Consider the following 12605-nt stretch of genomic DNA (forward strand, 5'->3'; position numbering starts at 1 on the left):
GGGTAAAAAATGACAAACGTTGCAATTGTCACCGGTGGCAGTAAAGGTATTGGTAAAGCTGTAGTTGAGCGTTTAGAGCGTGAAGCCTACACAGTTTATAACTTGGATATCACCCCGTCTGAGGGCAATTATCATTACTGTGATGTCAGTGATGTTCAGCAGGTGAAATCGGTTATTGCCGATATTATTGCTCAGACGGGTCGCGTTGATGCTTTAGTCTCTAATGCGGGTCGTCATTTAAGTGCCAACATTGAAAATACCGATGAAGCAACGTTTGATGCCCTGTTTGCGCTCAATGTGAAAGGTGCCTATGCTGCAATTCAAGCTGTATTACCTAACATGAAAAGCCTGCAAGGCGGCAGTATCGTATTGGTTGCCTCTGATCAGGCAATCATTGGCAAACCAAACTCGTTTGCTTATAACCTAACCAAGCACGCGCTAGCTTCCATGGCAAAAACGACAGCACTCGATTATGCGGCGTTTAACATTCGTGCTAACGCAGTGTGTCCGGGTACGATAGAAACACCATTGTTTCATAATGCGATTGATGCATATTGTCAGCGCAGTGGTGCCGATAAAGCAGAAATTGTTGCTGAAGAAGCCGCACTGCAACCGCTAGGCCGTTTAGGGCAACCAGAAGAAATTGCTGCTTTGGTGAACTTTTTAATAAGCCCAGAAGCAAGCTTTATTACTGGTAGTTTACAAAGTATTGATGGTGGATACACCACGCAATGAGCGACAAAATTATTGACCCCCATGTGCACTTTTTTAACCTCACTGAGGGTCAATACACTTGGCTACAAGGTAGCAACCCCCCCCCTTGGCCAAATTTAGATAAAATCAAAAAGCAAATTACTAGCTCAGAACTTAAAGCCGCTTGCCCATTTCAACTAGAAGCCTTGGTGCATATTGAAGCTGGCTTTGATAATCAAGCGCCAGTGAATGAGCTTAATTGGCTTGCAACGTACTTAAATGATATTCCCTATCGAGCAATCAGCTACAGCGCGATTGACGCATCTAGCAAACACTTTGAAGCGTCACTCAATGAATTAGATCATCCATCTTTGGTTGGTATTCGCGATATAACCGAAGGTGATGAAGCCAAGCGCTTATTAACTCCTCACTGCCAAGACAACCTAGCCATGCTCGCAGGCGAAAACTTACACTTTGAAGCACAGTTTGAAATTGAAAACATGCAGGCGACTGAGCAGCTTATTAAGTATTGCATCGCACTGCCCTCATTACGTGTGGTAATTAATCATTTAGGCTTTATTAGTGATGAGCAAAGATGGCTTGAAGCAATCATTAAACTCAGCCGCTGCGATAATATCGCAATAAAGTTCTCAGGCTTAGAATTCACACAAATTGCCGTAAACAAACACCTTTGGCTGGTTAATAATTTAGTTAAGTATTTTGGTGAACGTCGCGTTATGTTTGCCAGTAATTTCCCTGTTTGCCAAATGAATACCAGTTACACAAACTGCTGGCAGCACTATCACTCATTGTGCTCGCAGTCGAGTTTATGGCATAAACTAAGCTATAAAAACGCCCGCGAAATCTATCTAATTGCTTAAAAACTAGCTATATTCAGGTCAGTAAAGCTGTTTAGGTTGGTGTTATGTTTGTTCATTTTAAAAAGCCTTTAGCTGCTGTAGCAGTTACGTGTTCGCTTATCATTGCAGGCTGTGGTGGTTCTGGTAGCTCAGAGTCAGGGACTATCGATGCTGCAGATATCACATGGACTGAAGGTGTATTTGAGCCATCAAGTAAATTTGACCAACAATGCCAAGCACTCAATGAAAAGCACTGGCTACGCGCTTGGAGTCACGAAACCTATCTTTGGTATGACGAAATAACGGACCGCGACCCTGCATTAACTGACGGTGTTTTAAATTACTTTGCCTTATTAAAAACCCAAAACACCACGGATTCAGGTGCAAACAAAGATAACTTTCATGCCAGCTTGCCAACTGACGAATGGCAAGCTCAGAGCCAATCAGGGCAGTCTTTTGGTTATGGCTTTAAACTTAAGTTAATCAGTGCCAGCGCCCCTCGCAAAGGGATTATCAGCTACACAGAACCTAATTCACCGGCTGCAAACCTCAACCTGAGCCGTGGCTTAGAAGTCGTTGAAGTGGATGGCGTTGACTTTGTTAATGCCAGCACCCAAGCTGAGGTTGATGTATTAAATGCAGGCCTCTTTCCTTCGGAGTCCGGCAAAGTAACCTCTTTTGTATTCAAAGACATTAATACCAGCGAAATTCGTGAAGTGACTATGACTGCACAAACCATTACAGGCCAAGCAGTTAGCAACATAAAGACCTTTGCCAATGGTGAAGTAGGCTACTTTCAGTTTAATCGCCATAATGCTGTGGCAGAAAAGCCCTTGTATGACGCCTTTAACAGCTTAGCTGCAAGTAACGTTAAAGACTTGATCATCGATATGCGTTACAACCCTGGTGGATACTTATTAATGGCCAGCCAAGTTGCTTACATGGTGGCAGGCGGAAACAACACCTCAGGCAAAATCTTTGAACGCACTATTTTTAACGATCAACATCCAACCTTTAACCCCGTTACTGGCGATCGCTTAGAACCCGTTTATTTTACCGATGAGTTTTTAGGCTTTGCCGAAAACCCAGCTATCAGCCCAGGAACCCCATTGCCTTCGTTGAACCTAGAACGTGTTTTTGTGCTGACAACAGGCAACACCTGCTCAGCCAGTGAGGCTGTGATTAATGGCCTACGGGGTGCCGATATCGAGGTAATTCAAATAGGCGAAACAACCTGCGGTAAACCTTATGGTTACTACCCGACTGATAACTGTGATACCACTTATTTCAGTATTCAATTTACCGGCGTCAATAACAAAGAATTTGGTGAATATGCTGATGGCTTTGCGCCACAAAATAGCAATGATAGCGAGTATCAGCCAGTGATGATCCCAGGCTGTGCTGTCGCTGATGACTTCACACACCAATTAGGCGATGAAAATGAAGCTATGCTAAGTACTGCACTTAGCTATCGCGAGACAGGCCGTTGCCCTCAAGCCACTTCAACGATTAGTGAACAAGGGTTTGCACCAGCAATTTTTACAGACACACCAAAAGTGCATGACATCCGTACTTCTACCTTGCTTCAGCAAAGTAAAATTTTAGAGCAGTAGGAACCTTAATGAGAGCCCAACTAACTAGTGTATTACTGATATCAACGCTGCTAGGCTGTAGTGCACAAAGCCAAGAGCCAACACCGAAATTACAACATGCGCGGCTAACTGAGCCACAAAGTGAGCTAATAGCACAAGGCATTGCCAGATTAATGCATAGTAAGCCAATCGCAGTTGCCAATGATGCGTTTATAAATAGCAGCGTGTTAGTCACAGATAGTATGAGTGTTGTAGATGCTCAGGGTAACCCGATGATGGGCAAACAGCTAGCGATGCCTGAGCGCTTTGAATTATTAATCAAAAACAGCATGTGCTTTGTTCGTCATTTAGATAGTAAAGCAACCGAGCCACTACCTTTGGTAAAATGCAGGCCAATTGATTAATTTAAATCTAAAAAGTAGATATAAAAAAAGCCCTTACGGGCTTTTTTAGTAAAATATTAGTGAGTGTTACTTAATCTCAACACGTTGAGAACGCATAACAACTTCATCATTTAATTCAATACCGATACCTGGCTCTTCTGATACTTGGAAGAAACCATTTTTAGGTTGTGGATCTTGAATACACAATTCACGGTTCCATTTCTTAATCGCATAGGTGTGATGTTCGTGAATTAAGAAGTTAGGAATTGCGGTTTCTAAGTGCAACGAAGCTGCGGTTGCAACTGGGCCGCCACACACGTGAGCTTGAATACGCACATCGAAGATATCAGCATAATCACACACTTTTTTAGTTTCTGTGAAACCACCACATAGACCTAAGTCTGGCTGAAGTACATCAATACTTTGATCTTCTAGATATGGACGCACACCCCAGCGATTATACAAACGTTCACCACCTGCAATTGGCACGGCAACTTTGTCGGCAACTTTTGCGTGTAATGAATGATTTAAGTAGTTCACTGGCTCTTCGTAATACATACAATCGAACTCTTCAGCAATTTCACCAATTTGAATTGCTGATGTCGCGCCTGGTAAGCTGTGACATTCAAAAATAATATCAACTTCGTCACCGACGGCTTCACGAATAGCTTGCATGCGCGCACGATATAACTTCATTTCTGCACGAGAAATAATGTTAGTGCGATCATAATAAGTATTGCCGTTTTTATCGTACTGAATAGGGTCAACTTTTACCGCATCATACCCTTCAGCCATCGCCTTAAGTGCTGCTTCTGCATATTCTTCTGGGTGAACAAGCGCTTTAAATTCGCTGTCCCAGTCAAACTGTAATTGTGATGCATAAGTACGTAGCTTATCGTTAACTTTACCACCTAATAGCTGGTAAACAGGTAAGCCTAATGCTTTACCTTTAATATCCCAAAGCGCAGTATCAATGGCGCTCATTGCTGCATAGACAACCGGACCACCACCTAAACCCCAAAAGCTTTCGCGTAGCATTCGAGACCACAGTTTTTCTGTTTGGAATGGGTCATGACCAATTAAAAAGGCATCAGCCATTTCTTTGATCATTGCCGCTGCTGCACTGTGACCTAAATCATAAGCAAGGCCTGCCTCACCCACACCGCTAATACCTTCATCAGTATGAATACGCACAAAAACAGGTGTCCAAGCAGGTCTGTCTGGACAATGAATATCGAACACTTCGACGCGATTAACTTTCATGGTTACTCCTTACTGAGCAAAACTAGGATCAAGACGATAAGCTTTACGCAACATTGCTGGCCAAGCTAGTTGACCACCCGTGCTGCCGCTATGCACGACATTCGCTTGATTATAAATATTATCGATAATTGGTTGTGGTACCGGAATTGCCGTTTGACCACTGGCTTGAATAGCCAATTGAATTTCACAGGCGCGCTGCAAATCGTAAAAGCGCATAAAGGCATCTCCCACTGTTGGGCCAACGGTTAAGCCACCGTGGTTAACCAATAACATGTGATTGGTGGTGCCTAAATCATCTTGCAGGCGCTTTTTCTCATCACTGTTTACCGCTAACCCTTCGTAGCCGTGATAAGACAGTGATGGCAATGAAAACATTGAGTATTGACTCAGTGGTAATAGGCCTTTTTCTTGCGTTGCAACGGCAATGGTTTCTTTTGTGTGTAAATGAATAACACAATGAGCGTCATCACGAACTTCATGAATCGCGCTGTGAATAGTGAAACCAGCCGGGTTAATTTTAAATGGCGTGTCATCAAGAATGTTACCTGCTAAATCGACCTTAACAAGGTTTGATGCTGTCACTTCATCAAAACTTAAACCAAACGCATTAACCAAATACTGATCTGTGCCCGGTAAACGTGCCGACAGATGAGTGTAAATTAAATCACCCCATCGAAAGTGCTCCACCAAACGGTAACAGGCAGCTAAATCAACACGAAGCTGCCATTCTTGTTCAGATACTTTATTTTTTAAATCGAGTTTTGGTAAGTCAAACATGGGAAACCTTGTAAATGTGACACAGCACAAATAGATGTATAGAAGTCTAAATTACTATTAATGGATGATCAATAGATGATACAAAAAGGCCACATCAATTGATGTGGCCTTTTTCGCTTTATGTATGCTTATTTTACTTGCGATAAGTAATCAGCAATTGCAGCCATTTCTTCTTCAGATACGTTTGCAACCATCGCTTTCATCGCAGCAGTCATACCGTTACTACGCGCACCTGATTTGATGTCTTTCATTTGCGCTAGTAAGTACTCTTTATTTTGACCATTTAATTTTGGGTACTGAGCCATGATAGGCGCTTTACCTTCTGGACCGTGACAAGTTTGGCAAAGCTTAGCTGTGTAAAGAGCTTGGCCATCCGCTGCCATCGAATTGAAAGATAAGCTTGCAGCCATTGCAATGCCAGCCCCACATAAAATTTTCGTGATCTTGCTCATTTGTATCTTCTCTTTATTGACGGGTTATTAAACATTTTCTTTAGTGTAGACCATGATTTAACAATATTGCACCCGAAAATTGTAACGGCAATCGAAACAGGTATTACCAAATTAAATCATCAGGTACTTCAAAATCAGCATACGGATCATCTTCATCCTTCTGCTTATCTTCAGGCTCAACATGGAACACTATATAATCTTCGCTGACCTCAGCGACTTTTCGTGCTGGCTCGTCTTCCAGTACAAAAAATTGGCCTTCTAAAACACAAATTGCCAAACGGCCACCAGCAAGGGCCTTTTGTGTTTTTTCGTTTACTTCTAGCTCTTTCACTTTATTTTGATAAGTGAAGTTAAATGTTCGGTCACCACGAATTTCATCTTGATTGTGATGCTCTAAAATTTGCTTAACGCGGGCAACTTGCTCACGTTGTTTTTGCTCTTCTAAACGCGCTTTATTAAGCTCATCGGCTTTTTTCTGCTGCTCAAGCTTAGTTTGCTCAATATGTTTTTGTAAATCGCTCGGATTACTGGTGGCGCCTTTCTTTTTCTTCTTTTGCTGTTTGCGCTTTTCTGTTTTGGCTACTTTAGCTTTGTGTGCCGTAGTAAGGCCAGCTTTAAGTAATTGATCTTGTAATGAACCCATGACGAAATTCCAATTTAATAATGCGTATTAGGGTTATTTTAATCAGCTCTGCCAACAAATAACAGTACTGAGCCCACTTGATTCACAGCAATCGAGTATATTGCAGTGAGATTAACATGCGATGAAATCATGACACTTTGATTTAACGCAAGATTTATAATTTTAGTCGCCTTTGAACTTGTAAAAAAACCTGTACCCGATAAGCTAGGGCTTTTCCTCTAGGGAGCTAAAAATGCAGCTGCGACATTTGTTACTTTGCTCTGTATTTATTTTCTTTGTTTTATACGCCCCACAACCCTTACTTGGATTATTCGCCAGCCATTTTTCTGTATCGCCAGCCACTGCAGGTAGCTTAATGACCGCGACGATGCTGCCACTGGCCATTGCTCCTTTAGTTTACGGCTTGTTCTTAGCTAAGCGAAATCCACTTACAATTTTAAAATTTGCCATGCTCGTGTTGGCCATAAGCTGCGTTGCTTTTACCTTTGCACCAAGCTTTGAGCTGCTATTGCTGGTTCGCTTTATCCAAGGGATCACCCTTCCCGCGGCGCTCACCGCTATGACCAGTTATATAGGTGTGACTTATCAGGCCGACCAATTACAACGTAATATGACTCTTTACATTGGCAGTACCATAGTCGGTGGCTACTTCGGACGCATGCTTGCCGCCTTGTTTACAGACTTTTTAAGCTGGCAAAGTTTTTATTATGTGATTGCGCTAGGGTTAGTACTGTTTGCAATCGCCATTCCCAAATCAAGCAAAAGCGCAAGCATTCACGCTGCAAAATCGCCGCTGTTGTATCTAAAGCAATTAAAAGATCCACTCGTATTAAAGCTCTACGGGGCAGTATTTTGTATGTTTTTTTGCTTTGCAGCACTGTTAAATTATTTACCTTTCATTTTGCAAGACAGCTTTGCTATCACTAATACCCGAGATATCGGACTGGTTTACAGTGGCTATTTATTAGGTGCGCTGGCATCCATAGCCACACCGTGGCTGTTACGTAAGTCATCAACGCCTTGGCGTTTGCTAACTTGGGTATTTGTATTCTATAGCCTAACAATGGTGTTATTAATGAGCCAACAGTTACTGCTATTTGTGGTCGCTTTTACTGGCTTTTGCGGTGCAATGTTTGTGATCCACTCAAGTGCCGCCCCTCTGGTAAATAAAATCAGCAGCGCACCAGCAAGTGTGACGAATGGAGGCTATGTATCGTTTTATTATAGCGGTGGCGCACTGGGCTCGTTATTGCCTGGGCTGGTATATCAGCAACACGGCCAAGTTGCCTTTATGACCGTGCTACTTTTAGTCTGCTTAGTGGGTTTAAGCTTAGTTTATTTGGCTGGTAGAAATACGATACGCGGTTGATGCCCGGTACTTTCAAAAAAGCGTTCTAAATCATCTTTTTTCATCAGCCATGTCGCGGTATTTTCAAAAGGGTGACAATGAAAAAGCTCGTTAAACCAAATTTCTTGGTCTAGCCAAAGGGTGACATTATTTTGCTTATCGTTTAAAAGTGCCAACATAGAAACACAGCCCGGTGGCACTTTTAGATAGCGCGCTAATCGCTCATCGGATGCAAACCCTAATCGAGATAAGCCTTGCTGTTGAGCAATAGCCTTTAAATCAAGCTGCTTGTCGTGAGCAGTGATCACTAAAAAGTGGCGCTTGCCTTCGTTATCTCGTAGAAACAAGTTTTTTAATCGAGTGCCCGGTCTATCGAGCATAAATTTATCGGCATCTAAGCTACCGTGTAATGGTGGATGCTCAATCACATCATAATTAATATCTAATTGAGCTAGCGTAGCAGCTAACTTGCTTTTATCTGCATACATTTACAAACAACGTCCTCGTAATTGCACACTTAAATCACGCCATAATACTTCATCAATGACGTGCTTCTCGTCACAGTATTGTCGTTCTTTAAGTTCTTCGTTTAATAATTCCACCGCTTGATCCTCAAGCATGAGCTTTAAGTTGCTTGATTCTTCAAAGACTTCTTGTTCGGCAAAATCTTTAAATTGGCTACGTGTCATAGGCTTATCAAGGTTTATTGGGCGACGACCTTGGGCTTTTACTGACACCACATAGGCAAAAATTTTATTGCCTTGGTCGTCATTTTTTTCGTAAAACTGCTTATTGTTAATTTCAAACGGAGGGGCCTCTTCTTGGCTTGCGCAACCGGCAAGTAAAGCAACCAAAAGCCATGCTATTTTTTTCATTATTGGATAAGCCTTGTACAGTGTATGCGCACTAGTCTATCAAAAATACAACAACAGAGTAAAAATTCGATCATTTTAAAAAAAATACTTGACCAAAAATGCAAAAATATTTAAAGTTCACCCCGCTTGAGACGCAAGACTTAAGCATCCTGTATTTTAGGAATGTGGGGCTATAGCTCAGCTGGGAGAGCGCCTGCCTTGCACGCAGGAGGTCAGCAGTTCGATCCTGCTTAGCTCCACCACCTTCCTACTCTTCTTTAGGCAATCTGCCGAATCTTTAATAAAAACCAATACATTCTAAGTTAAAGCAATTTTATTTGTCTTTCTGTCGTCTTCGTTTTATAACAGACACAAAAAAACCGAGCAAAGCCTGGGCTAATACTTTATTAGGGATCTGAATACTCAGATCCCTTTTTTATTTCAACGTGAAATCAAATGCTTAGCCATCAAGATATGTCGAAAATTACATTCGAGAGCAGGTATATCCTCATTAAAAACAATAGGTTAGTAGGTCTACTGTAATTAATGGTGTGAGGTGTAGTACCAATTGTCTGCGTATTTTATTATTTGAGTTACATCTTCTTCATCTAAATCCGCATAGCTCCTTGGGTCGCCGCCGTCAGGGACATATAAAAAACCAGAATAGTTGTCCAATATCCCTCTAAAGGTGTAGAAGAAAACGTATTTCGAACCGTCGATATCTTGAACCACAATCTCATTTCCGCCCATTGATATTTTTGAATACTCAGAGCCTAGTGCTATTAACGATGAATTATGTTGTACATTAGAGACAAGCTCGCCAGAGTAAACCCTTGCGACGACTTCTTGACGTTGAGATTCATATAAGTGGAAATCTGCATTTATCCAGAGCTTCGTAAACGGAACAAACTCTAGTACAGCAAGGGCAACCAATTGGACTGCTAAGGGAATTGTTGCCAACCACCTAATTTCTTTGAACTTAAAAAGACATGAAATGCTAAAACCGAGTCCCGTTAAAAAGACAATAAATACCACAAGCATCAACGGCATCATCAAGAAAGGAGTTATCCAATCAATGATTGACCATTGAAATGCCATTATTAATATAGCGAATGCCGACACCCCGACAGCTAGCTTAGCTCTGTTCTCTATTCCTTTAATCATTGACTTCCTTATTGTAAGTTTTTAATTTTGCTCGCGACTGTAAAGTCTAGAATATCTTCTATTGTATATTTCTTATCTGTAATGCCAAGCTTTTGAGCTGGTGTTGTTGCTTCCTGATACAGTCCTTTGTTTTTAAGTGACTTTTCGTCGGTCAATACGTAGTTGTTGTAGACCCTCAATATCTCAATAATCATAACCGCCCATTTAGGGTTGTATGAAGCGTAGCCATTCCATCGTTTACTGTTTGTGGCTGATGTTATTGGTCGCTCGAACATATTGATTCGGCGGCGTATCATTTGAAAGTAGTTATCAACTCCATATGTAGATACATCTAACAAATTCTCAGATAGCGTTTGGCTAACAGATATAGCGCCATGAAAGCCTACTAATGGTTTTACTTGAACAGAATGTCTAGATTTAGGAAATGGATGAACTAACCACTCTGATTTAGCCGATCCTGATTCAATAGTACGTTTGTGCATCTCGGCAGCCCAATATTGTTGCGATATTTGAGCTAGTTTTTCTCTATCAACTTTGGCCCTCTTTATGTCGCTCATAGTAATCCCATGCTTAAGAAGAACTTGTTCTGACCAGGCACGCTTGTCTTGCATTTGGCTGGCATTGTTCCTTTCTGCTTTTACAAGCACAGGGTAGAGTTTGCTGGCCGCAATCTGTTCTTTCATCACTAACCCAATACCAAGTTCAAAGCCTTCGTCGGCATCTGCGAATAAACGAGTGTAACGCGCCTCATTTACGTACTGTTTTATCACTTCAAGGTGTGCCATGAGAGAATAAGTTTGTTGCACTAGTAAATTTTTATTTGGTGCTTTCAGAGGCAGGGTATCATCAACGTCATCAGTTTCGACTTCTTGATTGGATAGAACGTACTGACCATACCTTCTCTTGTGTTCAGGCTTCTTAAGATCACTACATCTGCTAATGTCTCTTTTAATTACTTCCCAGTCTGAGGTGGTGTCGAAGTTAACTGTACTAGCAAATACAAATCGAGTTTTATTGTCTACCGTTGAAGTATTTACCAGTTTCGTAGGGCGACTGTCCTTCTTATCACTCCAGTTAGACAGGTAGTGCTGCCTGTCCATACTAACTTCTAGGGTTTTGCCTTTTAAAGCCTGAATGTTGTTCTGTATGTGCCAACGGTCAAACTCAACACACTGGTTAAAGAAAAACTCGATACGGTGGTAAATTAAAGTGATAGGCACATCCAAAATTTCTTCCATTCTGTTGACGATACCTTTGTTAATAAGCATTCTGAACAATATTCCATTGATATCAGCTCTCTTTTGACCATACTCAGCGTTCAACGGTACGTTGAAAGGATTGTGACAGGCATTGCATTCAATCCTTTGGGCTTCTCGATACTTCAATGACTCTACTGTTGACGGTACTGTGCCTCTTAAGGTGTAACGCTTAGGCTTATCTAACCAATTTACCACCGCATTTCGACATGGCCTAGTTCGTCGTCGTGATGTTTCAAGTTTCTTATCAGGGCAACAAATCTCTTTATTGGAAAATATTTGCTTTTGCCTATTTGACTCTTCAACGAAAGCTTTGTTGTTTATCAGTTTTGTACTTGTGCCGCAGATGATGCAAGTTAACACGCGACCTATCTTTGTTTTAGTAAACCTATAATCATTACCTAACCCTCGCATTATAGAGCCATCAGCTTTGCGTTTGGGATTAAGTGCGGCTACACCATAGTTTCGGCAGTTTGGGTTCTTACAGTAGTTAAGCTGAATAGCTTTACCAGTGATAGGATCTTTGTAGGCTCTTGGGATTGGAAAGGCTGTAGGCTCGACACGTTCATTTTGATGCGGTGTCTTCGCAAGTGGTTTGTCACTCGAATAATGAAACTTCAGGTACAGCTCCGCTGTAATAAAGGCATCTATTGCGGCACCGTGTGATTTTCTTTCAGTAATGTCTATACCATAACGTATGCAAGCATTATCTAATTTGACCCATTTCCCATAGTTTTCCCTATTGGCAAAATCCCTCATCAAGCAAGATACGTCGTAATCTCTATTGAAGACAATATCTAGTCCACATCGATCAATTTCTGATTGCAGGAAATCAACATCAAATTCTGAATTGTAAAAGGAAAGTCGTGCACCATCTATGAACTCTAGAAATTCTTCAGCTATTTGGCAGAACGTTGGCTTATCAAGCAAAAATGAATCTTCAATTTGGTGTACCGCGTGGGCTTCCGACGTACTCTTCTTACCTTCAGGGTTTTAGAAGTAGTGGAAGATGCTGCCTGTGATATCGCCATCAATTATTTCTACGGCAGCAAGGTTAACAATGCGATGCTTGCCCTTGCGTGGAGACAAGCCAGTTGTCTCTGTATCTATTATTACTACTCTGTCCATTGATCCCCCTAGCGATCAATTCTAGTAATAATTAGAAAAATTTCAATTAACTACTTAAGCTATTGAATATATAGAAAATACATCTGCTCGCGAATGTTTTTTTTGCGTAAGTTTTAATGTTAACCCTATGATTTTATGTACATAAATAAAAAGGGATCTACATATGTAGATCCCTAATAAAGTATCAGCCCA

General features: G+C 41.4%; 12 protein-coding genes, 1 tRNA gene and 1 pseudogene. 6 read left to right on the forward strand and 8 right to left on the reverse strand.

Annotation, left to right across the window (positions count from 1 at the left end):
* The first annotated feature begins 9 nt into the window (after positions 1 to 9).
* Genes NH153_RS05560 through NH153_RS05575 form a run of 4 tightly spaced genes read left to right on the forward strand, consistent with a single transcriptional unit; the run spans position 10 to position 3549 of the window.
* Complete coding sequence (locus NH153_RS05560; protein WP_063701866.1) at positions 10 to 735, forward strand: SDR family NAD(P)-dependent oxidoreductase; 726 nt, start codon at positions 10 to 12, stop codon at positions 733 to 735.
* The gene (locus NH153_RS05565) at positions 732 to 1574 is read left to right on the forward strand and encodes an amidohydrolase family protein (RefSeq protein ID WP_063701868.1); all 843 of its coding nucleotides are present in this window, start codon (positions 732 to 734) and stop codon (positions 1572 to 1574) included. The genes NH153_RS05560 and NH153_RS05565 overlap by 4 nt, the downstream gene beginning before the upstream one ends.
* Positions 1575 to 1618: 44 nt before the next feature.
* A complete protein-coding gene (locus NH153_RS05570) occupies positions 1619 to 3166 on the forward strand; it encodes a S41 family peptidase (protein WP_063701870.1) in 1548 nt (515 codons plus the stop codon).
* An 8-nt stretch (positions 3167 to 3174) separates the two neighbouring features.
* Positions 3175 to 3549 (forward strand): hypothetical protein, encoded by a 375-nt coding sequence (locus NH153_RS05575; protein ID WP_063701872.1) that lies wholly within the window; start codon positions 3175 to 3177, stop codon positions 3547 to 3549.
* 66 nt (positions 3550 to 3615) lie between these two features.
* On the opposite strand, the gene NH153_RS05580 is transcribed toward NH153_RS05575, so the two are convergent.
* The 4 genes from NH153_RS05580 to NH153_RS05595 all read right to left on the reverse strand — a co-directional run bounded on the left by NH153_RS05580 (position 3616) and on the right by NH153_RS05595 (position 6663).
* Positions 3616 to 4791 (reverse strand): mandelate racemase/muconate lactonizing enzyme family protein, encoded by a 1176-nt coding sequence (locus NH153_RS05580; RefSeq protein WP_054552450.1) that lies wholly within the window; start codon positions 4789 to 4791, stop codon positions 3616 to 3618.
* Between the two features lie 9 nt (positions 4792 to 4800).
* Positions 4801 to 5568 (reverse strand): class II aldolase/adducin family protein, encoded by a 768-nt coding sequence (locus tag NH153_RS05585; protein WP_063701874.1) that lies wholly within the window; start codon positions 5566 to 5568, stop codon positions 4801 to 4803.
* 128 nt (positions 5569 to 5696) lie between these two features.
* Positions 5697 to 6020 (reverse strand): c-type cytochrome, encoded by a 324-nt coding sequence (locus tag NH153_RS05590; RefSeq protein WP_063701876.1) that lies wholly within the window; start codon positions 6018 to 6020, stop codon positions 5697 to 5699.
* A 103-nt stretch (positions 6021 to 6123) separates the two neighbouring features.
* A complete protein-coding gene (locus NH153_RS05595; protein ID WP_063701878.1) occupies positions 6124 to 6663 on the reverse strand; it encodes a DUF2058 domain-containing protein in 540 nt (179 codons plus the stop codon).
* A gap of 232 nt (positions 6664 to 6895) precedes the next feature.
* Here NH153_RS05595 and NH153_RS05600 point away from each other — a divergent pair, with 232 nt between their 5' ends.
* The gene (locus NH153_RS05600; protein ID WP_063701881.1) at positions 6896 to 8032 is read left to right on the forward strand and encodes an MFS transporter; all 1137 of its coding nucleotides are present in this window, start codon (positions 6896 to 6898) and stop codon (positions 8030 to 8032) included.
* Here NH153_RS05600 and NH153_RS05605 read toward each other — a convergent pair.
* Together NH153_RS05605 and NH153_RS05610 are read right to left on the reverse strand one after the other, a co-directional pair.
* Entirely contained in the window at positions 7999 to 8499 is a 501-nt protein-coding gene (locus NH153_RS05605) for a prolyl-tRNA synthetase associated domain-containing protein (protein WP_063701883.1), read from the reverse strand. The two genes, NH153_RS05600 and NH153_RS05605, sit on opposite strands and share 34 nt — an antisense overlap.
* Entirely contained in the window at positions 8500 to 8886 is a 387-nt protein-coding gene (locus NH153_RS05610) for a putative periplasmic lipoprotein (RefSeq protein ID WP_063701886.1), read from the reverse strand. It abuts the gene before it with no gap.
* A 166-nt stretch (positions 8887 to 9052) separates the two neighbouring features.
* Between NH153_RS05610 and NH153_RS05615 the strand changes: the two genes are divergently transcribed.
* Positions 9053 to 9128 (forward strand) — tRNA-Ala (locus tag NH153_RS05615).
* Positions 9129 to 9408: 280 nt separating this feature from the next.
* Here the strand turns inward: NH153_RS05615 and NH153_RS05620 are convergent.
* Both NH153_RS05620 and NH153_RS05625 read right to left on the reverse strand, forming a co-directional pair.
* Entirely contained in the window at positions 9409 to 10029 is a 621-nt protein-coding gene (locus tag NH153_RS05620; RefSeq protein ID WP_058584966.1) for a hypothetical protein, read from the reverse strand.
* Between the two features lie 8 nt (positions 10030 to 10037).
* A pseudogene (locus tag NH153_RS05625) lies at positions 10038 to 12413 on the reverse strand (exonuclease domain-containing protein).
* Positions 12414 to 12605 lie beyond the last annotated feature (192 nt).

The sequence above is a fragment of the Pseudoalteromonas gelatinilytica genome, from assembly GCF_001641615.1.
Lineage (GTDB): Bacteria > Pseudomonadota > Gammaproteobacteria > Enterobacterales > Alteromonadaceae > Pseudoalteromonas > Pseudoalteromonas gelatinilytica.

What these genes read in the sequence shown, in the direction of transcription:
- NH153_RS05560 (WP_063701866.1), top strand. Translation starts at nt 10, where the DNA reads ATGACAAACGTTGCAATTGTCACCGGTGGCAGTAAAGGTATTGGTAAA.
- NH153_RS05565 (WP_063701868.1), top strand. Translation starts at nt 732, where the DNA reads ATGAGCGACAAAATTATTGACCCCCATGTGCACTTTTTTAACCTCACT.
- NH153_RS05570 (WP_063701870.1), top strand. Translation starts at nt 1,619, where the DNA reads ATGTTTGTTCATTTTAAAAAGCCTTTAGCTGCTGTAGCAGTTACGTGT.
- NH153_RS05575 (WP_063701872.1), top strand. Translation starts at nt 3,175, where the DNA reads ATGAGAGCCCAACTAACTAGTGTATTACTGATATCAACGCTGCTAGGC.
- NH153_RS05580 (WP_054552450.1), bottom strand. Translation starts at nt 4,791, where the DNA reads ATGAAAGTTAATCGCGTCGAAGTGTTCGATATTCATTGTCCAGACAGA.
- NH153_RS05585 (WP_063701874.1), bottom strand. Translation starts at nt 5,568, where the DNA reads ATGTTTGACTTACCAAAACTCGATTTAAAAAATAAAGTATCTGAACAA.
- NH153_RS05590 (WP_063701876.1), bottom strand. Translation starts at nt 6,020, where the DNA reads ATGAGCAAGATCACGAAAATTTTATGTGGGGCTGGCATTGCAATGGCT.
- NH153_RS05595 (WP_063701878.1), bottom strand. Translation starts at nt 6,663, where the DNA reads ATGGGTTCATTACAAGATCAATTACTTAAAGCTGGCCTTACTACGGCA.
- NH153_RS05600 (WP_063701881.1), top strand. Translation starts at nt 6,896, where the DNA reads ATGCAGCTGCGACATTTGTTACTTTGCTCTGTATTTATTTTCTTTGTT.
- NH153_RS05605 (WP_063701883.1), bottom strand. Translation starts at nt 8,499, where the DNA reads ATGTATGCAGATAAAAGCAAGTTAGCTGCTACGCTAGCTCAATTAGAT.
- NH153_RS05610 (WP_063701886.1), bottom strand. Translation starts at nt 8,886, where the DNA reads ATGAAAAAAATAGCATGGCTTTTGGTTGCTTTACTTGCCGGTTGCGCA.
- NH153_RS05620 (WP_058584966.1), bottom strand. Translation starts at nt 10,029, where the DNA reads ATGATTAAAGGAATAGAGAACAGAGCTAAGCTAGCTGTCGGGGTGTCG.